20 protein-coding genes are annotated in these 18,778 nt (G+C 52.1%); 5 read left to right on the top strand and 15 right to left on the bottom strand.

Features of this window, described 5'->3' with window-relative positions; genetic code table 11:
* The first annotated feature begins 635 nt into the window (after nucleotides 1–635).
* Entirely contained in the window at nucleotides 636–1,667 is a 1,032-nt protein-coding gene (locus tag ACEN86_RS02720) for a ribonucleotide-diphosphate reductase subunit beta (RefSeq protein ID WP_495632842.1), read from the top strand.
* Nucleotides 1,668–1,974: 307 nt separating this feature from the next.
* Here the strand turns inward: ACEN86_RS02720 and ACEN86_RS02715 are convergent, their stop codons facing one another.
* Nucleotides 1,975–2,577, bottom strand: coding sequence for a P-loop nucleotide/nucleoside kinase family protein (locus ACEN86_RS02715; RefSeq protein ID WP_495632841.1), 603 nt, complete (start codon nucleotides 2,575–2,577; stop codon nucleotides 1,975–1,977).
* A 311-nt stretch (nucleotides 2,578–2,888) separates the two neighbouring features.
* Nucleotides 2,889–3,455 (bottom strand): NADPH-dependent FMN reductase, encoded by a 567-nt coding sequence (ssuE, locus tag ACEN86_RS02710; RefSeq protein WP_495632840.1) that lies wholly within the window; start codon nucleotides 3,453–3,455, stop codon nucleotides 2,889–2,891.
* Nucleotides 3,456–3,668: 213 nt separating this feature from the next.
* Here ssuE and ACEN86_RS02705 point away from each other — a divergent pair, with 213 nt between their 5' ends.
* Nucleotides 3,669–4,568, top strand: coding sequence for an SDR family oxidoreductase (locus ACEN86_RS02705; RefSeq protein WP_495634199.1), 900 nt, complete (start codon nucleotides 3,669–3,671; stop codon nucleotides 4,566–4,568).
* 327 nt (nucleotides 4,569–4,895) lie between these two features.
* Here ACEN86_RS02705 and ACEN86_RS02700 read toward each other — a convergent pair whose 3' ends face one another.
* The 6 genes from ACEN86_RS02700 to ACEN86_RS02675 form a co-directional block, all read right to left on the bottom strand.
* A complete protein-coding gene (locus ACEN86_RS02700; protein ID WP_495632839.1) occupies nucleotides 4,896–6,533 on the bottom strand; it encodes an NAD(P)H-hydrate dehydratase in 1,638 nt (545 codons plus the stop codon).
* A 162-nt stretch (nucleotides 6,534–6,695) separates the two neighbouring features.
* Entirely contained in the window at nucleotides 6,696–7,559 is an 864-nt protein-coding gene (locus ACEN86_RS02695) for an AraC family transcriptional regulator (protein WP_495634198.1), read from the bottom strand.
* Between the two features lie 361 nt (nucleotides 7,560–7,920).
* Nucleotides 7,921–8,559, bottom strand: a complete 639-nt coding sequence (locus tag ACEN86_RS02690; RefSeq protein WP_495632838.1) for an NAD(P)-dependent oxidoreductase — start codon at nucleotides 8,557–8,559, stop codon at nucleotides 7,921–7,923.
* Nucleotides 8,560–8,742: 183 nt separating this feature from the next.
* A complete protein-coding gene (locus tag ACEN86_RS02685; protein WP_495632837.1) occupies nucleotides 8,743–9,129 on the bottom strand; it encodes a DUF1634 domain-containing protein in 387 nt (128 codons plus the stop codon).
* Nucleotide 9,130: 1 nt separating this feature from the next.
* Nucleotides 9,131–9,964 (bottom strand): sulfite exporter TauE/SafE family protein, encoded by an 834-nt coding sequence (locus tag ACEN86_RS02680; RefSeq protein WP_495632836.1) that lies wholly within the window; start codon nucleotides 9,962–9,964, stop codon nucleotides 9,131–9,133.
* A 19-nt stretch (nucleotides 9,965–9,983) separates the two neighbouring features.
* The gene (locus tag ACEN86_RS02675; RefSeq protein WP_495632835.1) at nucleotides 9,984–10,715 is read right to left on the bottom strand and encodes a DUF421 domain-containing protein; all 732 of its coding nucleotides are present in this window, start codon (nucleotides 10,713–10,715) and stop codon (nucleotides 9,984–9,986) included.
* A 193-nt stretch (nucleotides 10,716–10,908) separates the two neighbouring features.
* Between ACEN86_RS02675 and ACEN86_RS02670 the strand changes: the two genes are divergently transcribed.
* Entirely contained in the window at nucleotides 10,909–11,856 is a 948-nt protein-coding gene (locus ACEN86_RS02670) for a hypothetical protein (protein ID WP_495632834.1), read from the top strand.
* Between the two features lie 131 nt (nucleotides 11,857–11,987).
* On the opposite strand, the gene ACEN86_RS02665 is transcribed toward ACEN86_RS02670, so the two are convergent.
* From ACEN86_RS02665 to ACEN86_RS02645, 5 genes are all read right to left on the bottom strand, one after another.
* Complete coding sequence (locus ACEN86_RS02665; RefSeq protein ID WP_495632833.1) at nucleotides 11,988–12,218, bottom strand: YezD family protein; 231 nt, start codon at nucleotides 12,216–12,218, stop codon at nucleotides 11,988–11,990.
* Between the two features lie 104 nt (nucleotides 12,219–12,322).
* Complete coding sequence (cysW, locus tag ACEN86_RS02660) at nucleotides 12,323–13,183, bottom strand: sulfate ABC transporter permease subunit CysW (RefSeq protein ID WP_495632832.1); 861 nt, start codon at nucleotides 13,181–13,183, stop codon at nucleotides 12,323–12,325.
* Nucleotides 13,184–13,210: 27 nt separating this feature from the next.
* Entirely contained in the window at nucleotides 13,211–14,041 is an 831-nt protein-coding gene (cysT, locus tag ACEN86_RS02655) for a sulfate ABC transporter permease subunit CysT (RefSeq protein ID WP_495632831.1), read from the bottom strand.
* 33 nt (nucleotides 14,042–14,074) lie between these two features.
* Complete coding sequence (locus tag ACEN86_RS02650; RefSeq protein ID WP_495632830.1) at nucleotides 14,075–15,097, bottom strand: sulfate ABC transporter substrate-binding protein; 1,023 nt, start codon at nucleotides 15,095–15,097, stop codon at nucleotides 14,075–14,077.
* Between the two features lie 569 nt (nucleotides 15,098–15,666).
* Entirely contained in the window at nucleotides 15,667–16,740 is a 1,074-nt protein-coding gene (locus tag ACEN86_RS02645) for a lactonase family protein (RefSeq protein ID WP_495632829.1), read from the bottom strand.
* Nucleotides 16,741–16,931: 191 nt separating this feature from the next.
* Here ACEN86_RS02645 and ACEN86_RS02640 point away from each other — a divergent pair, with 191 nt between their 5' ends.
* Both ACEN86_RS02640 and ACEN86_RS02635 read left to right on the top strand, forming a co-directional pair.
* On the top strand, nucleotides 16,932–17,423 hold the full coding sequence (locus ACEN86_RS02640; protein WP_495632828.1) for a CcdC family protein: 492 nt from the start codon (nucleotides 16,932–16,934) through the stop codon (nucleotides 17,421–17,423).
* 145 nt (nucleotides 17,424–17,568) lie between these two features.
* Nucleotides 17,569–17,955 carry a VOC family protein gene (locus tag ACEN86_RS02635; RefSeq protein ID WP_495632827.1) on the top strand — a complete coding sequence of 129 codons (387 nt, stop codon included), beginning with the start codon at nucleotides 17,569–17,571 and terminating at the stop codon, nucleotides 17,953–17,955.
* Between the two features lie 120 nt (nucleotides 17,956–18,075).
* On the opposite strand, the gene ACEN86_RS02630 is transcribed toward ACEN86_RS02635, so the two are convergent.
* Complete coding sequence (locus tag ACEN86_RS02630; RefSeq protein ID WP_127199052.1) at nucleotides 18,076–18,309, bottom strand: cold-shock protein; 234 nt, start codon at nucleotides 18,307–18,309, stop codon at nucleotides 18,076–18,078.
* An 85-nt stretch (nucleotides 18,310–18,394) separates the two neighbouring features.
* Nucleotides 18,395–18,595 (bottom strand): cold-shock protein, encoded by a 201-nt coding sequence (locus ACEN86_RS02625; RefSeq protein ID WP_009223993.1) that lies wholly within the window; start codon nucleotides 18,593–18,595, stop codon nucleotides 18,395–18,397.
* Nucleotides 18,596–18,778: the final 183 nt, after the last annotated feature.

Genomic DNA, 18,778 nt, shown 5'->3' with positions numbered 1-18,778 from the left:
TTACAGAGGCGGATGTGAGTTAGGTGGGTGTTAGGATCGCTTGCCGTCCCTTCGGGACCCGCTTACAGTTTGGCTGTGTTTAGTTACCTGTTTCAGTCGCTTGGGAGCTGCTGAGTTCGCACCCGGGTGACTTTGGATATATGAGCCGCTTGTCGCCCCTTTGGGGCACGCTCTACTTGTGGAGCTCCTGCGGCTGGTGTGTGAGTTAGGTTGATTGTTGTTAGGGAGTGCGTGCTGAGAGGGCGCTCTCCCTTTGGGATACGCTCGGGTTTGGTACAGATCAGCGTGGACGGGACTTCGAACGTTTTGTTGTTTTGGTCTGCTGAGTGGCGCTCTCCCTTTGGGATTCGCTCGGGCTTGGTGCAGAGCAGCGGGAGCGAGAGGCAAGGAGTACCCTGAGCCGGGATAGGTTTTTATCAGTTCTGCTGCAACGGGAGCGGAGAGAACGAAACGAATCCGTAGAAGCGGAGCGTCCGCCTTTATCTCCGAGTTTCTACTGCTGCTGCGGTTCGAATCAAGAAACTTGGAGATAACAGCGGTCGTAGGATCGTTTCGTACTCGGAGCGTCTCTACGTAACAAGGCTGATCGTTTCGTTATCGGAGCGCCTCTCGCATTATTTTAAGGAGATGATTTTATGCAATTACAAACGATTTTTAATACAGAGGCGCCTAACCAATCCACCCGGATCATTGGCGGGGAGTGTTCAGGGATTCTGAACTGGAACGACATCCGGATGCCTCATATGTATAAGCTGTATAAAGTGCTCCTTCTGAACCACTGGATCGCAGATGAGATTCCGATGTCCAAGGATGCGCAGCAATTCGCACGTCTGGATAGTGAGGAGCAGCGGACGTTCAAGATCAACATCTCCCTGCTGGCGGTGCTGGACTCCATGCAGACCATGTTCGTGGGCGACGTGAAGCGCTACTTCACCGATTCCTCGCTCGAAGCGATCTCCGCGATTATCGGTCAGCAGGAGGTTGTCCATAACCAGTCTTATTCCTATGTACTGTCCTCCATCGTGTCCGAGCAGGAGCAGAAGGAAATTTTCGAATATTGGAAGCATGACCCAGTTCTGCTGGAGCGCAACAAGTTCATCTCTGATATTTATCAGAACTTCCGTAATGATGCTACGCCGCAGACGTTCTTCGAAGCGCTCGTGGCTGACCTGATTCTGGAAGGGATCTTCTTCTATAGTACGTTTGCCTTCTTCTATAACCTGGCACGCGACCAGAAAATGATGGGTACGAGCCAAATGATCTCTTACATTCAGCGTGATGAGAATCAGCACTGCTACTTCTTCGCTGAGGTATTCAAGCAGCTGCTGGTGGATTATCCAGAGCTGAACACCAAAGCCAACATGGACTGGGCGTACAGCACCATCAACCGCGCCGTAGAGCTCGAGACGAACTGGGCCTTCTATACACTGAAAGAAGTTCGCGGTATCGACCTGAATGAGCTGTCCGATTACATCAAATACATTGCCAACAAACGCTTGACCCTCATGGGTCTGGAAAAAGCTTATGAAGGCGTGGATGTGAACTGCATGCCTTGGATCAAGCCTTTCTCCGATGAAGCGCTAAATGCTACGAAGACCGACTTCTTCGAAGCGAAGTCCCGTAACTACGGTAAAGTCGGCGACGATAACGGTTTTGACGATTTGTAAGTTGTCAGACCAACTTTAAGAAGTTTAAACAGGGTCAGTCCTATAAGGACTGACCCTGTTTGTGTTATATGAATAAGGAATTGTGCTTGCGCACCTACAGGTTCAGCTGCATGCTGCTGATAGTCGTCTACCATTACAATTCCAGCATCCCCTCCAGAGCGCAGTTCTCCCCACAACAAACACAATGGCCTCGCCCTGATCAGAAAGGGCGAGGCCATTTGAACTCTTTTATAAGAAGATCATGAAGCTTACATACACCAATTTAAGTGTCATCAGACGGGCAGGGCGGGTATCCGCAGCGCTCCACTTAGTTCTTTTCCGGATCAGCCGTGATAAATTGATACAAGCCTTCGATCTTCGCATCGGTCAGCTCTCCGCTGTTATCAAATACGGTTACGGAGGAAGCTGGAATATTCCAATTCACTTCCGGCACAAATTCAACCCGCTGCTTGAAGTTATCCCAGTGATTCAGCTTCCAGGTATCCCGCTCGGTCTTTCTCTCAATAATCCGTTCCTTCTGCACGTCCATATCGCTGAGTGTAACCACAACAACCTTAACGTCAACCTCACTCAGAGTGAGCCCGGCCGCAGCCACTACCTCTTCAATCCAGGCCTGATTCTTAAGCTCGGAGGTGAACGGCGAGATCATGAATACGCTCTGTCCTGCAGCCAGGTTGTCAATGCAGATATCCTTGGTCGTGTCATATTCAAGGTCACGAAGGTGTTTCTTGTAGAACTCCGAATCCCGGTCGTTCTTATCCAGGTTGTTCATCTCGAGAATCTTCTCTACAAATCTTCCGCCTACCGTATCTCTATCCAAAAAGGCTGCTTGAATCCGTGCGGACAGCTTGCGGGCCACCGTGGTTTTGCCTGTTCCCGCTACGCCTACAAAGAATACCAGTTTTTGCATTGTAAAGCCTCCAGTTCTGATATGTTCATTTGTACATTTTAACACATCAAAGCAAGCGAGTGCCAGACAGGGGCTCATCATACGTATGGGGGCATTATCAGGGGTAACCTCTATGGGTGCGGTGACTCCTCTTATCACTGTCCAGCTTCGTCCCTAAACTAAATAAAGACATAAGCCCCGAGCCTTCCGCGAAGGCAGAACTTATGTCTTTGATCTGGCACCCACCAAGAAAGATCAGGCACCTAACATGGGTATTCATTAGATTTTACAAGAGGATGCCCTGATCTGATCTCAAAACGGGATTAGAGCGGTCAAGCCAGGCCCTTCGGAGGCTCAGTATATTGCAGACGCAGGTTCGTCTCCTTAACAAGCTCAGCCACATTCTCCTCCAGACGGGTACGCAGCTCTTCCGCAATTTCGAAGCCGCCGGCTTCGGTCCGGGCCACCTGGGTATCCACGGTGTAGACGCCGCCTAGAATATGACGTGCGCCGAGCGATGCCAATACAGGCTTCAAGGAATAATCAATCGACAGAAGGTGAGCAAGACTGCCGCCGATGAACAGCGGAAGGATGATTTTCCCGGCAAGTCCCTTCTGGGGAATGAGATCAAGGAAAGTCTTGAGCACTCCCGTATAAGAAGCTTTGTAGACCGGACTTGCTACAATCACGGCATCGGCCTGCGCCACAAGCGCATTGGCTTTCACGATCGCTTCACTCTCGAACTTCGTGTGGATCAGATCCTCTGGAGGCAGCTCAGCCACATTGACGTGATGTACTTCTACATTCTCCTTTCTCAGAAGCTCCTCGGTCAGCCCGATAATGGCGGATAGACGGGACGTCAAAGAGGGATTGCCGTTGATAATCGTTATTTTTGCCATGGTGAATGCACCTTCCTTATCTAATTAAAATAATTCCGATAGGTTCACTTATCTTTATACAGATGCTATCAATTCACGAATAGATTGTCAATATATTTAGACCTCTCATCTCATTCTACCTCTTGCCTTTTTCATTTCCAAGGAACCAACCTCTGGGCGAACGCATATGGATGAGCAAGGAAACAAAGATCAGTAGAGGAGACTATCTATATGATGAACCCTGTATATCCTTCTTACGGAAAAAAGACTGTCTGCATAGACCAGAAGCTATCCTTCCCTCCCCAGCATCAGCCCAAACAGCCCGGAATTGAAAGCTTGATGAACCCAAGGCCCATATCCGAGAACCCGGAATACTGCGGAAGAGGCAAGCTGAAGGACAAGGTCGCTGTAATTACCGGCGGTGACAGCGGCATCGGGCGCGCGGTGGCTTATGCTTTTGCCAAGGAAGGCGCCGATATCGTTATTGCCTATCTGAATGAAACATCAGATGCCATCGAAACCAAGAACCGGATCGAGCAGCTCGGAAGGCGATGTCTTCTTCTAGAGACTGATCTTAGGTTCAAGGAGAACTGTTCCTCGGTCATTGACGGGACTATTTTGCATTTTGGCCAGCTGGACGTTCTGGTGAATAACCATGCTGTGCAGTACCCTCAGAACAGTATTGCCGATATTACAGAGCAACAGCTCTATCACACGTTCCAGACCAACATCTTCCCTTTCTTTTTTCTGGTGCAGGCGGCTCTTCCCTACCTTCGCAGAGGCTCGAATATCATCAACACGGCTTCGATTACCGCTTACCAGGGTAACAAGAAGCTGATCGATTATTCCTCAACCAAAGGAGCGATTGTGTCCTTCACACGATCCCTCGCACTGTCACTGGTGGATCAGGGAATCCGGGTCAACGCGGTGGCTCCAGGCCCAATCTGGACCCCGCTCATTCCTTCCAGCTTCTCCGCCGAGGAAGTGAGCACCTTCGGTACCGACACGCCGATGAATCGGGCTGGTCAGCCCTATGAGCTTGCTCCCGCCTATGTATACCTTGCCAGCGGAGACTCCTCCTATGTGACGGGTGAGACGATTCATGTGAATGGCGGAGGTATGGTGACCAGCTGATTCGGGACCTAGAAAATAATTATTAACCAGCCATGTGAAGTGATCATAAGATGCTGCTGCACTCGGGTTCCTTAATAATATTTTAAGGCGGGCATCTAGCCATAAGGCAATGCTTCGCTCTCTTGCCTATGGGAAATTGTAGCCCCAACTTGTCTAGACAGAAGAAGCAGAAACATATCCTCCCTATTAGTTAATGATGTTAATTAATTGTTGCTCGTGGAACAATTGCGCTCAAAAAGTGATCTTCCCTCTAGAGTCTATGCAACTCACATGAATAACCTATCCGGTTACGGATAGGTTATTCTCGCAGCAGCTTCGGGATGCAGATTATAAATGCTCTATAATATCTCCGGCGATGAGAGATGCCGGATTATGTCGCGCAGCCGCCGCCCGCTCGCCGGCGAGGCCGTGCACATATACGCCGAACGCCGCGGCCTGCACGGCGGTAAGGCCCTGAGCCAGCAGACCGGCGATGATGCCGGTCAGCACATCTCCGGCACCCCCGGTGGCCATGGCCGGGGTGCCTGTGGTGTTCACGAAGACGCGGCCATCCTCTGCCGCGATGACGGTGCGCGCGCCCTTGAGCACGAGCGTCACTCTGTGCTCAAGGGCGAACCTGCGGGCGAGGCCGATTCGGTCCCGCTGGACCTCGGCCGTAGAGACGCCCGCAAGGCGCGCCATCTCGCCGGGATGCGGCGTCAGTACCACCGACGCATCCCGGCGCTTCCATGCTGCGGGGCCGCCCGCCGCAGCGAGTATATTCAGCGCATCGGCGTCCAGCACAAGCGGACACCGGGCGCCTTCCCAGAGGGCGCGCAAGAAGGCGCCCTCGCCCGCAAAGCGGCCAAGCCCCGGCCCGGCCGCGAGCACGCTGCGCGTCTCCAGCAGCCGCAGCACTTCGCCCGCTGCGGCTTCGCTCCACCCCTCGCTCGCGCCGTCACCTACCGGCGCGAGCATCAGCTCCGGCACCGCACCAAGCACGTGCGGAGCCAGATCGGCGGGCAGCGCCCAGGTGGCTAACCCGCATCCGGACCGCAGCGCGGCCTTGGAGGCAAGCAGCCCCGCGCCGCTCATACCCGCGCTGCCTGCGGCCAGCAGCACGTGCCCATAGGTGCCTTTGTGGCCGTCCGGATCACGGCGGCGCGAAGGCTGAACCCCAAGCTCACGGATCAGAACTTCTTCCGTGAGCAGGAAGCTGCCTGGCTTACCCGTCTCGGCCAGGCTTGCAGGGATGCCGATGTCCCTCACCACGACATCGCCTGCTGCCCCTGCCCCCGGATACTGGGTAAGTCCGGCCTTTAAGAAGGCCAGACATACGGTAATCCGGGCCTGGATACACGGCTCATAAACCTCGCCGGTGTCGGCATTTACTCCGCTTGGGAGATCGGCCGAGATAATCGACAGCCCGCTCCCGTTCACCTGCTCGATAAGTGCCGCATAGCTTCCCCGCGGGGCACCAGACGTCCCTGTTCCGAGCAGTGCGTCAAGGATGGCCGTATACCCGGCAAACTCCAACGGCTGCTCCCCGAACACTCTTGACGGAATCTTCAACGTACGAGCCGCCTGGACCTGTGCAGCCGCTTCCCCTGTCATCTGTCCGGGATCTGTAACATAGAGGAGGGTGACCGACATCCCCGCGTTAATCAAATGTCGGGCGGCAGCCAGGCCGTCTCCGCCATTGCTGCCTTTGCCGATTAGAACCAGCCAGTGCTCATGCTGGAGTATGTGCCTAATGTCTGCCGGGCTCCTCCGGGAGCCCATGCCTCCCATTCCGAGGAGGACCTCTTCTATAAGACCCTCCGGCTCTTTCGGCAGCTGCTGTTCCGAGCGAAGCACACAATACCTCACCACTTCCTCCGCAACAGCACGCCCTGCACTTTCCATTAAGACCGCCGCCGGAATTCCGATTTCCTGTATCGTCTGATGATCCAGCTCCCTCATCTGCCCGGCACCCACAAGCCGCATTTCCGCACGCCTCCCTTGTTAGATCTGATCTACGTACTTATCCCTTATTCTATCCCTACTGCTCTATCCCCTATTACCCAACTGGCCTAAAAAGCTTCCTGATTACTTGAATATTAGTATTTATTTATAGAGTGAACTAGACAAATCTGCTGGCCCACAGGCCTAATGGGCCTGTCCACGCTTAACCACGGGCACCCACAATTCATTCCTGCCCTCCTCTGGAGGCAGATAATTCTCGACCGCCGGCAGGTAAGCCAGATCATAAAGGGAAGACGGAACCCACTCCGTATAGAGACGTTTCCATATTTCCTGAATCCCCTCCGGACCGCCGGGTGCATCGAACACGGCCCATGTGCTTGCCGGGTAATCCAATGAGCTCATTCCCTCCGGCGGCTCTTGATCCGACCTTATGGATAGTAAGTAGTCGAACTCCTCATTCTCCCCAAATTCCCCGTTCGCACAGACTCCCAGTATTCCCCCCATTTGGTGGTTACCCAGTCGGACCTTCCAAAGCTTCTCAAAGACTCCTCGATCTCCGGCTTCAGCCCAAATGCGCGGAATTTCACGGAACGCATCCTCCGTACGTACACGCTCTGATATTCCTACGATTCGGAACGGACCCATCTCCTCAATCCGGTAATTCATCTCCGCATCCCCTTTAATTGACATGTGAAAGGTCATTTTCGGATAGGCCTTGAGCGAGGTTCCTGTATGACGCGCAGCCGACGGGGTAACGCCGTGAAGGTTGCTAAATGCCCGTGTAAAAGCCTCTGGAGAGTCGTATGCATATTTTAGCGCCAGTTCAATAACCTTAATCCCGCTATGCTGCAGATCAAAAGCAGCCAAAGTCAGTCTTCGGCGCCGAATGTACTCCGCTAGCGTAACACCCGTGATGAAGGAGAACATCCGCTGAAAGTGATACGCCGAGCAGCAGGCGAGTCTGGCGACTTCCGTATAATCGATCTTCTCCATCAGATGGTCCTCAACGTAATTGATCGCCCCATTCATTCTCTGAACCCAATCCATCATCATAATCAACCCTTCCTACATCAATCTAGCAGATTAGAAAGATGCCTTCCGTGCATTTCTTGCCCAAATCTGCAAGGGCAGGAGAACAGCGTATACTTTGATTCCCGACTCGTCCTCCAAAGCTCTAAATTCAAGTATAACAAGACAAAGGCAAGACTGCCGACGGGATTGAGACCACAGCAAAGATTACACAGCAAAGAGCAGGGAGCCAAAGCCCCCTGCTCTTTGCTGTTGCTGAATAGGCACTGCCATGCTGCCGGCTCGCCATAAGAGCGAAGGTCCAGCTTCGCTACTACTCTCCGGTTCTGACTCCGCCATATGAATCATACATCTGGCTGCCTATAAGAACTTCACTATGTTAATAGGCGACGGTGAATCTTGCTTTTACAAAATGTCCCTCGTCCACCTCATCAAGCAAAGCCACCGCGTAATCTTCTACTGAAATCCGGCTGTTATCCAGCTCGTCGGTCACCAGCTGATTGGTTCCGATCCGGAAGTTCCCCGTGCGTTCGCCGGGTTCAATGACGGCTGCCGGACTGAGATAGGTCCAGTCGATATCTGAAGCCCGGAAGATCTCATAAGCTTCCGCATGAGCCCGGGCCAGTGGGCGCCACTCCTCCGGAAAGGCTGGTGTATCCATAAGCGCTACGCCGGGAGCCACTTCAAGACTGCCGGCTCCGCCCACGATGATCAGCCGTCCTGCTCCGCCGCGCTTCACGCCTTCCACGAGTGTACGGGCAGCTTCGGACAGTTCATCCTCCTGGCCAAATTTAGGGCCGAAGGCGCTGATCACCACATCCTTACCCGTGGCTGCCTCAGCCACGGAATCCGGCATAAGAATATCTCCCGTCTTCACCTGGAGCTTCTCATGCTGTTCCAAGCCTTCCAGCTTGGACACGTCTCTTAGCACAGCAGTCACCTCATGGCCTCTGCGCAGCGCTTCTTCCAGTATGCTTTTGCCGATCGTACCCGTAGCTCCAAACAGTGCAATTTTCATAATATGTATCGCTCCTTCTCTATTTAACAAATGAATGGATGGGCTCCCTCATTCAAGCATCCTTCTAATATAATTATCCCAACTAGTAAATCCAAAACGCATCTGGGCATATTTTATAGCTTAGGAACCCTTGAAGTTCATGAAAATGCCCTTCAACTCTGCCTCCGATATCCGCTCGCTAAATCAGCCTGCCTTACCCAGCAAAAAGCTGATAATCAGGATTATAAACACCGCAGCCGTTATGGCCACGAACCGGTAGTCCTTCTCCTGCCAGAACACGAACAACGAGACGAATACCCGGAGGACTGGCGTCAAAATTAGAATCAGCAGTCCGGTCTCGATGACGGCCACCGACTTCATGGCCAGAAGACCTTCCCAGATGGCCCCGAAGCCCAGCGGATAGGTTCCGTCCGGATACCCGCTGACGCCTGTGACCAGGAACTGCACCAATCCGATAATAATAACAGCGGCTGCCGCGATTACACCGATCCGCAGCATCCTGCTGATGGCCAGCTCCACATCAGCAATCCGGCTGGGCGCATCCCCGCTGGATTGTATCTGATTCGCCATGTTAACCCCTCCATCCCTGGTACAGCATTTGACCGGCAACGTAGATCATGACCGGAATAAACAGCTTGCGGATCGTCTTGCTCTTCATCCGCTGCATCAATCGTGACCCCACCGTGGCTCCAATGAGAACCCCGAGCGCTACCGGAGCAGAGATGACAGGATTAATGTCCCCCCGCAGAAGATAGATTCCGGCGCTGGCCGCCGCGGTGACCCCCATCATGAAGTTGCTGGTCGCTGTCGACACCTTTAGAGGCATCTTCATGAATACGTCCATCGCCATAACTTTAAAGCTTCCGCTTCCAATTCCCAGCAGCCCCGAGATCACACCGGCTCCGTACATGACGCTGAATCCTTGAGGGACCTTGTCTACGTTATAAGCCACCGTCTGCCCAATAGCCTTATCGTAATACTCTCCCTGAAGTCGAAGCTTCTCAGCCACAGGATGCAGAGGCACACCCGTGGGAATCTCCTGTTTGCCCTTCTTAATCATGGCATAAGCCGAATATAGAAGAAGGACGGCAAAGATAACATATAGAAATTGAGGAGCAATCACGGCTCCAAGGAAGGCCCCCGTTATGGCGCCAACGGTCGTGGCAATCTCCAGAAACATGCCCACCCGAAGGTTCGTAATCCGGTCCCTGATATAGGCGACCGCCGAACCGCTCGAGGTCGCGATTACCGAGATGATACTGGCTCCAATCGCATGATGGATATCCACCCCGAACAGGAGAGTTAAGGCAGGCGTGACGACAATCCCGCCCCCAAGTCCAAGGACAGCACCGACCACACCTGCCAGTATAGCGATAAAAAAGATTTCAATGACTGTACTCGTCAAGTCTGCCGCTCCTTTGTAGTTATAATGTTTCTTTGAAGGCTTTATCGACCTCTCTCGGCTGCTTGAAAGGCTTCTTACGGTGCTCCAGCACATATATTCCCTCTTCCGGGGTCCATTCCGCATAGGCCACATCGCTTAAGCTTTCATATCCGCATTTGTGAAGCTCGCTCCTAAGCCAGGATTCGTCCTTGTCCAGCAGCTTCAGACTCTCATAATCCGGCTTGCCGTCCTCAACGAGACTATAAGAGAAGTCAGCCTCCTGCTTGGGCAGGTTCAGATCCTCACGGGTTACCTGCTCGTATTCGGACTTCTTCATAATACTCAGAGTTCCGTTTGCTTCAAAAATAGCATAGGCTACTTCCCGCATGAAGAATACATCATGCTGGCGCAGCAGCATCCGCAGCTGATCAAAGTCCAAGCTGTTCTTGCGGAGCTCCTTGAGATCCACTTCCCCATGCCGAATCAGAATGGAAGCTTTGCCGTCCAGGAACCCTCGGGTCCGCTTGAAATACTGGGTAACCTTCTCCAGGACGAAGGACAGAACCGTCCAGAGCAGCAGAGCATACAGCAGCTGGGAGAACTTCACGTCCTCCTGATAGACGGTATTCCCCACAAGCTCACTCAGCATAAGGGATGAGACGAAATCGAACGGAGTCAGCTGGGATATTTCCTTTTTGCCCAGCAGCCGCGTCATCGTCCATAGGCCAATAAAGCCAATCAAAAGCTTAAATGTTATTTGCTCTAGCTCCACAACTTCAACCTCCATTATAACCGATTTATAAAGGCAGGGTATTCATCCCATCCAGTACTTGCTATATATATACCCACTGGGGACCAAAGGATCGCTTGTATTATATCCCGCTCCTGTGCAATAGTGGAGGAAGGGAAAAAGACATGGACCAGAAGACAAACTTCTACATATGGATCGAAGGAGTGATATCCCGGTGTCTCTTACGCAAGTCTGGTCATGGCTAACCCAGCAGCCCGCGGGGCCTTATGCGGCCGCCGTGACCGCCCTTACCTTCATAGCTCTCTATACCGCGGCGCGCAGCAGCTCTTGGCGGGTGGAGCAGGCCCGGCTGGAGCGGCTCCGCCTCAGCCTTGAGCTGTACGCCGCGGCTGCCGGACCGCTGCAGCGTGCAGTAGAGCAGCGCGGCGCGAACGCCGATACGCCGGCGCTGCTCATGGACCGGCTGCAGGCGTGCAAAGCCGCGCCTTACCTCACCGCCGATCTGCAGGGCCAGATCGGCGCCTATCTGGCAGACGGGGACGAGGCCCGTCTGCCGCTGCTGCACAGAGCCCTGGACCGCGAGGCTGTCCGGCTCATGGAAGAGCGGGCCAGGCTGCTCGCTAATGCCGAGCAGCCCGGCTGGGGCCTCTCGCTGTGGCTTCAGCTTCGAGCCATGCTGCCGTTCGCTTTCGCGGTCGCTGCGGTCCTGCTGACCGCCTGGCTGCTGCAGGCTCTCGGAGCCGCACCCGCTGCCGGGAGCAGCGATGCCGCTTGGACCCGCGCGGCCATATGGGCGCGCTTCGCCTCCATCCTGCTCTCGCTGCTGCTGCTCTACCCGGTGCTGCTGGCCAGCCGCCGCCCGGGGAGCAGCACCGTCCTGCTGCGCCTGCTCTCCATCTTCATCGCCCTGCTGGCGCTGATTCATCTCGCAGGGCTCGAGACCTCGCTGTACGTGCTTGCCGTTCAGCTCATGCTGTTCGTACTGGGCTTCAGCCTGACCGGCACGAAGCCCCGGAAGGCCCGGCCGTTCGCAGGTCACTATGATGACACAGACGTACAGGCGCAGCTTCCGAGCGTGCCTACGGAGAACGCAGAGAACGAGAATACTGTCGTGAACGGAGTCTTAAGTCAGGACGACATGACTACAGCGAACAAAAATTAAGCGAAGAGCTTGCCTTTTCACGCATAAAGCCCCGTATTCCGGTGCCTTGGCTTAAAGTCCAAGGCTGGAATACGGGGCTTTGGTATATCTATTTTCGATTTGACTGGGTAAGCACGAAGCTCATATAACGTCTACACGGATCTGCCGGAACTAGACTCTCGCACAGCTCTGTGTGAATGCTTGGAGCCTGACGCCTTGGCTCCTCGGGAGGCACCTGACTCATAACGCTTGCGTTCTGTGCGTTCCACCTGTACAATCTGTCCCTCATGAACCACAATATTCAGAGAACCAAACTCCATGTCGCTTAATAATCCGGCAATCCGGTTCAGCCACTCTTCGTCGACTATTAAAGGTTTAGCCATCGTCCGCGCCTCCTTCTTCCCAATGGATTCTCACTTCACATCACTAATCATTCAATTCCGATTGATTAACTGTGATTAATGTTACCATAGGATGGAAATCACCGTCAATGTGCATTTTTGCGTGTGAACCAGGCTTTTAACACCAGCGTGATCAATGCCAGCACAAGCAGCAGAGAAGATACAGCAAAGGAAGCCGAGAACTGGTATTCGTTGTACAAAATTTCGATATGCAAAGGCAGCGTGTTCGTCTCTCCCCGAATATGTCCCGACACTACCGATACGGCGCCGAACTCGCCCATGGCCCGGGCATTACAGAGAATAATCCCATAGAGCAGCCCCCACTTGATGTTAGGCAGAGTAATCTTCCAGAAGATCGTCCATCCCCTGGCTCCAAGCGTAAGCGCGGCTTCTTCCTCCTGCTGTCCCTGATCCTCCATAAGAGGGATCAGTTCGCGGGCAACAAAGGGAAAGGTAATGAACAAAGTAGCCAGCACGATTCCCGGAAGCGCAAAGATAACATCCATGTTATGGTCGCCGAGCCATGCACCGAACCAGCCGCGCTGTCCGTATACGAGCACATAGATCAGACCGCCAATCACCGGTGATACGGAGAACGGAAGATCGATCAGGGTGATCAGCAGCTGCTTCCCCCGGAACCGAAACTTGGTAATCGCCCAGGCTGCGGCCACCCCGAAGATCGTATTCAAGGGAACTGTAATGACGGCAACCAGCAGGGTAAGGCGAAGTGCGGAGAGCGCGTCGGGGTCTACAATTGCTGCTATATATACGTCCCAGCCCTGCTTCAGCGCTTCGGTAAGCACTACGATAAGCGGGAGCACAATCAGCCATAAGAGCACCAGTGCGGCAATGCTGACCAGCGTCCATTTGACCCAGCCTGTCTGCTTTACTGTGCTGCTTTTTCGATTAAGCGTGCTCTTGGGAGCAATCGGAACGGAACCAGCCATATTTGAACCCTCCTTCTTGTATTGATCTTAACGGGCTGTTTTGCGCAGCCTGTGCTGCAGGGTATTGATAAGAAGCATCAAGAGGAATGAAATGATCAGCAGCAGCAGTGCAACCGAGATCGCTCCCGGATAATCAAACTTCTCCAGCTTAGACATAATGAGCAGCGGTGCAATCTCCGTCTTCATCGGCATATTCCCCGAGATGAAGACCACCGAGCCGTATTCCCCGATTCCCCGCGAGAAAGCCAGGGCGAAGCCGGTCAGCAGGGCCGGATAGAGCTGCGGCATTATAACCCTGAAGAAGGTGCGAATTCGTCCCGATCCGAGAGTAGCTGCCGCTTCCTCCACGTCTGTCTCCAACTCTTGAAGTACGGGCTGTACCGTTCTCACGACAAAGGGAATCCCAATGAACATCAGAGCCAGCGTAATTCCGATGGGCGTATAGGCCACTTCAATGCCAAGCGGCTTGAGTAAGGAGCCGATCCATCCTTTATCCGAGTAGATCGCGGTCAGGGATACCCCGGCCACAGCTGTCGGGAGTGCAAAAGGAAGATCGATCATAGCATCAAATATACTTTTACCCGGAAAATCATATCTGACCAAAACCCAGGCAAGCAGCAGGCCGAGCACCGCATCGATTAGTCCTGCCGCCGCCGCGGTGAGAAAGCTAATCTTGAACGAAGCTAACACTCTGGCATCGGTAGCCACATCCCAGAACTTGGCCCAGGTCAAGCCTGTAGAGTTCAGCAGCAGGGCTGACAGTGGAATCAGGACCACCAGGCTTAAATACAACACACTGTAGCCCATGGTAAGCCCAAAGCCGGGAAGCACCCCGCGCTTGGAAGCAATCGTCTTCATGAATGATTCATCCCCTCCGCTATACGGTCGGTATTAGTTACTAGGTGTATAAATCTGGTCAAAGACCCCGCCGTCACCGAAATGCTCGGACTGTGCCTTCGCCCATCCGCCAAATTCATCGATAGAGAACAGCTTGATGTCTTTAAAAGTATTCTTGTACTTCTCCTTCACACTCTCCAGAGTTGGACGGAAGAAGTTCTTGGCGGCGATTTCCTGGCCTTCTTCAGAATACAAATACTTCAGGTAGGCCTCAGCCACTTCTCGTGTTCCCTTCTTATCCACATTCTTGTCCACCACGGCTACCGGCGGCTCTGCCAGAATACTTTCGGAAGGATAGACGATATCGAACTTATCCGGTCCGATCTCTTTTACTGCCAGCATGGCTTCATTCTCCCACGAAATCAGAACATCCCCGATCTCACGTTCGGCGAAGGTGGTCGTTGCCCCCCTTGAACCTGTGTCAAGAATAGGCACATGCTGATACAGCTGCTTCACAAATTCCTTGGCCTTATTCGGATCATTCTGGTTGTGATGCAGCGCGTAACCCCAGGCAGCGAGATAGTTCCAGCGGGCACCGCCAGAGGTCTGCGGGTTCGGTGTAATTACCTTTACATCCCCTTTGATCAGGTCGTCCCAATCCTGAATGCCTTTGGGGTTCCCCTTGCGGACCAGGAATACAATGGTTGAAGTATACGGGGAGCTATTCCCCGGCAGCTTGTTCTGCCAGCCCTTCTTGATGAGGCCCTTCTTCTGAATATTGTCAATATCATAACCGAGTGCCAGGGTCACGACGTCAGCCTTCAAGCCATCAATCACGGACCGGCCCTGCTTACCCGAACCGCCATGCGATTGTCTGATCGTAACTTTCTGGCCTTTCTCCTTTTCCCAATAAGCGGAGAACACTTTATTATACTGCTCATATAACTCACGTGTCGGGTCATAGGATACATTCAGCATTACAATCCCATCCTCTTTAGCCGATCCACAGCCTGAAGCCACCAGACAGATGGCGATTACCAGACTTGCAACAAGCAGACGCTTCAATGCTCCCTTCATTTCCTCACTCCCCCGGTTGTTCTCTATTTCTTCTAATCATGACGACTTATTGCTGCTTCAAGAGACTATGTAATGACGAGAACGACAAAGAAACGCCCTGTGCTTCCGGTCAAACCGAGCGGCTGCTCGTGCCTGCCAAGGCCTTTAGAGCGTTCCTCCGTCATTAAATATCTTAATCTAAATTTAAAATTAATCCTACCTGTTTAGTAAGTTATGTTTGTTATTTTAATTGTATGCGGCGTATATTGTCAAACCTTTTTTCCGTCAGTCCGCTAAAATATTTAAAGGCCTACAGACACAGCAAAAAACCACAGCAGGAGAAGCCCTGTTGTGGTTTTTAACATGCGAATTTATAGATGCAACTGAGCCCGTCAAACCGGCAGGAGCTGCTAAGTGAAGCACTCGGGTAACAGCCCGCTGAGCGGAGTTCCGGCTCTTCCACTATCATGAACGCTTCAATTAAAGGTGGATTTTCACTACCACGAAGCGCTTAGCGATTTCAAACTCTACACTGACACGAACCGCCAAGCGAAGATCAGACAGCTCATGCCTTGACTATAGGACTTTCTTCAGCTCTGGGAAGGCTTGGCCAGCGCAATGCAGACCGGCTTGCTAAGGTGAAGCTCATGCCCAGTCTTTTCTGGAATACCTGTCTCGGAATCAATGCGGAAGCTGACCAGGTTATCACTGTATTGATGGGCGGCCAGCAGATACCCGCCGGGTGTAATCAAGAAATGACGCGGCCCTTTACCCCCGCTGGATACCCACTGAGGATCGGATAACTTTCCGCTCTCCTGGTCGATCCGGTAGCGTACAATGCTGTCATGCCCTCGGTTCGAGCCGTACAGAAAGCGTCCGCATGGGGAAATGGCCAATTCCGCACTGGTTGTCTCTGCTGTGAAGTCTTCCGGAATCGTAGATATATGCTGGAGAATACCCAAATCTCCACGGGGTTCATCTATAGAATATGCAGTCACCGTGTTGTTAAGCTCATTAATTCCGTATGCCCATTGTCCCGAAGGGTGGATTTTGAAGTGTCTTGGCCCTGAGCCTGGCGGCAGCTTGATCTCTCTGTGCGTGACAAGCTTGCCATCCTCTACACGGTAGATGACGATCTGATCCATTCCCAAATCTGACACGTACGCGAACTTCCCATCACGATCCAGCACAATAGAGTGCGCATGGGCGGCTTCCTGCCGGTCTTCACGCTGTCCCTTGCCCACATGCTTGACCCGCGAGGCAAGCTTCTCAATTGCCCCGTTCTCATCCAGATTATAGCTGCTTACCTCTGCACTCATATAATTCACGGCAAATAACTGGCCTTCCGGTCCCGGAGTATAAGATATGTAGCAAGGCGCAAATCCTCCTGTAGACTCCCGGTTCAGCTCCTGAAGGCTTCCGTCTTCCTGATTAATTTCATAAGCGGCAACTTGGCCGTCCTCCAATTCAGCAACGGAATACAGCCGGGTTCCATCTCCATTCACAATGACAAAAGAGGGATTCTGGATACCGGACTTGCTGTGTATTAATCGAAGCTCTCCGGTCTCCTTATCTAGAGCCGCTAGGTGAATCCCACCCTCGTCAGCCGAAGCATAACTGCCCACATATAACAAAATCGTATTCTCCTGGCTATTGTTCGTCATTTGCCTCAGGTCTCCTTCTTGTATATTCCTATATATATATACCCGAATAGAGTAGTATAATCCCTCTTTCATGACAATATATGAAGAACCATAGCCTCTTCCAGGGCCGACCGTTCTTTTATTCATTCCTATCGCTCAATTGTGATATAATGAGGAACAGAATTGTTCACTTTTGAAAGGGGCCTGAATTTATGCAGCTCAGTCCTACGTATCTACAAATCGCCGCCACAGCGGGAACATTGATTATGGCCCTGCTAACTATATTTATCCGGCTCAAAGCCAGCAAAAGACCGGTAACGGTGAAGAAGATTATCATGCCCCCGGTGGGGATGACGACCGGATTCTTCATGTTCATCGTGCCTGCCGTCCGCATTCCGTGGCTATGGGGAATTGCTGCTTTTGCCGTGGGCTGGCTGTTATTCTCTTACCCGCTAATCCGTAGTACCAAGTTCGAAGTTATGGATGGCCAGGTATTCGCACAGCGCTCCCGAAGCTTCATTGTTGTCCTGCTTGGACTGCTCGCCGTTCGGATGCTGCTTCATGAATTCATCGAGCAATATGTCTCCGTGCCGCAGACGGGTGCCCTGTTCTTCCTGCTGGCTTACGGTATGATTCTCCGCTGGCGGTTATTCATGTGGAAGCATTACCAGACTATTCTCAAGACACATACTCCCGTACAATAATGAAGACACGAGGCTATCCATAATGGGTAGCCTTTTTCTTATCCTGTTTCATCCGCTTCAATCATTACATTAATCCGACTTGACAAGTGGGTCTTACACTTGCATAATCGTTATAAATTTATGATCAAAAAGGAGACGGATACATATGGCGCAGCGAAAGGTTGATCATGTCGGGGTAGTCGTTCGGGATATCGAGGCATCCATTCGATTCTATACCGAGGTGCTTGGACTTGAGCTAAAGGGAACCCTGCTTCATTCCAACGGAATCTTTAAGCTGGCTTTCCTGGGATTCGGGGGCAGCGACGAAACGGAGATTGAGCTGATTCAAGGCTATAGCGATAAGCTGCCTTCTGAAGCAACCGTGCATCACTTTGCCATTACCGTTCCGGATATTGAAGAGGAATTTCGGCGTATCCAATCCTTCGAGCACGTTCAATTTATTGATTCGGAGATTACTACCCTGCCTAACGGATGCCGGTACTTCTTCATCTATGGCCCCGAGAAAGAATGGATCGAGCTGTTTCAGCGCTAGGCAAGAGAACTTGCCAGGTGTAAGGGCGCAACGTTCGTTCCCTTAGCCTACCCTGGCACAGATCGAATTCCTAAATAAAAGGGGCCGTCTTATGGGACGGCCCCTTAATTGATATCAGGCTTACTGATCGATTTGAACGCCCTTCTTAAGGGACTTCATATCGGCGTTGTTGTTAACGAGCAAGGGAAGCATCTTTGAACTCTTCTCCATCTCAGAAGAACATAGAGGGCAAGCAGGAGTGTAGTCAAACGCAAAATTATCCCTCATCCATCCGTTACAACTGTCATTGGTGCAGGACCAAATCGGTGTGATCTCCTCAGGAATTTCTTCTAACGTTTTTTTTCGATAATTCATGATTATCCTCCTTCTGTTCCAACCTCTAAAAGAAAAAAAGAAAAAACTGCCCCTAACGCACACGTTAAGGGCAGTATGGTTTGCGTTACAGTTTTACAACGTTTTCAGCTTGCGGTCCGCGGTTGCCTTGAACAACGTTGAATTGTACGCGCTGTCCTTCGTCAAGCGTCTTGAAGCCTTCGCCAGTGATTGCGCTGAAATGCACGAATACATCGTTGCCGCCTTCAACTTCGATGAAGCCAAATCCTTTCTCAGCGTTAAACCATTTAACTGTTCCTGTTTCCATTTGGGGTAGCCTCCCTAAAAGTAAAAAAAATTAATATGCTCCTTTTTTCCGTAAAAAAAAATTCACACATTGAAAAAAGTTCCAGCTTGTGTAAGTGACACTCTTTTCAATATGAGAATATCGCTCCAGGAGTCAATTGATTTAATTATAACCCCGTTTCCAGCAAAAAGCAAATCCGAACCG

The organism is Paenibacillus sp. Paensp111 (assembly GCF_059492195.1).
This window is presented reverse-complemented; position numbering and strand designations above follow the sequence as displayed.

Bases quoted from the DNA above. Each gene is read 5' to 3' on its own strand.
- ACEN86_RS02720 (WP_495632842.1), top strand. From the start codon at position 636: ATGCAATTACAAACGATTTTTAATACAGAGGCGCCTAACCAATCCACC.
- ACEN86_RS02715 (WP_495632841.1), bottom strand. From the start codon at position 2,577: ATGCAAAAACTGGTATTCTTTGTAGGCGTAGCGGGAACAGGCAAAACC.
- ssuE (WP_495632840.1), bottom strand. From the start codon at position 3,455: ATGGCAAAAATAACGATTATCAACGGCAATCCCTCTTTGACGTCCCGT.
- ACEN86_RS02705 (WP_495634199.1), top strand. From the start codon at position 3,669: ATGAACCCTGTATATCCTTCTTACGGAAAAAAGACTGTCTGCATAGAC.
- ACEN86_RS02700 (WP_495632839.1), bottom strand. From the start codon at position 6,533: ATGCGGCTTGTGGGTGCCGGGCAGATGAGGGAGCTGGATCATCAGACG.
- ACEN86_RS02695 (WP_495634198.1), bottom strand. From the start codon at position 7,559: ATGGATTGGGTTCAGAGAATGAATGGGGCGATCAATTACGTTGAGGAC.
- ACEN86_RS02690 (WP_495632838.1), bottom strand. From the start codon at position 8,559: ATGAAAATTGCACTGTTTGGAGCTACGGGTACGATCGGCAAAAGCATA.
- ACEN86_RS02685 (WP_495632837.1), bottom strand. From the start codon at position 9,129: ATGGCGAATCAGATACAATCCAGCGGGGATGCGCCCAGCCGGATTGCT.
- ACEN86_RS02665 (WP_495632833.1), bottom strand. From the start codon at position 12,218: ATGGCTAAACCTTTAATAGTCGACGAAGAGTGGCTGAACCGGATTGCC.
- cysW (WP_495632832.1), bottom strand. From the start codon at position 13,183: ATGGCTGGTTCCGTTCCGATTGCTCCCAAGAGCACGCTTAATCGAAAA.
- cysT (WP_495632831.1), bottom strand. From the start codon at position 14,041: ATGAAGACGATTGCTTCCAAGCGCGGGGTGCTTCCCGGCTTTGGGCTT.
- ACEN86_RS02650 (WP_495632830.1), bottom strand. From the start codon at position 15,097: ATGAAGGGAGCATTGAAGCGTCTGCTTGTTGCAAGTCTGGTAATCGCC.
- ACEN86_RS02645 (WP_495632829.1), bottom strand. From the start codon at position 16,740: ATGACGAACAATAGCCAGGAGAATACGATTTTGTTATATGTGGGCAGT.
- ACEN86_RS02640 (WP_495632828.1), top strand. From the start codon at position 16,932: ATGCAGCTCAGTCCTACGTATCTACAAATCGCCGCCACAGCGGGAACA.
- ACEN86_RS02635 (WP_495632827.1), top strand. From the start codon at position 17,569: ATGGCGCAGCGAAAGGTTGATCATGTCGGGGTAGTCGTTCGGGATATC.
- ACEN86_RS02630 (WP_127199052.1), bottom strand. From the start codon at position 18,309: ATGAATTATCGAAAAAAAACGTTAGAAGAAATTCCTGAGGAGATCACA.
- ACEN86_RS02625 (WP_009223993.1), bottom strand. From the start codon at position 18,595: ATGGAAACAGGAACAGTTAAATGGTTTAACGCTGAGAAAGGATTTGGC.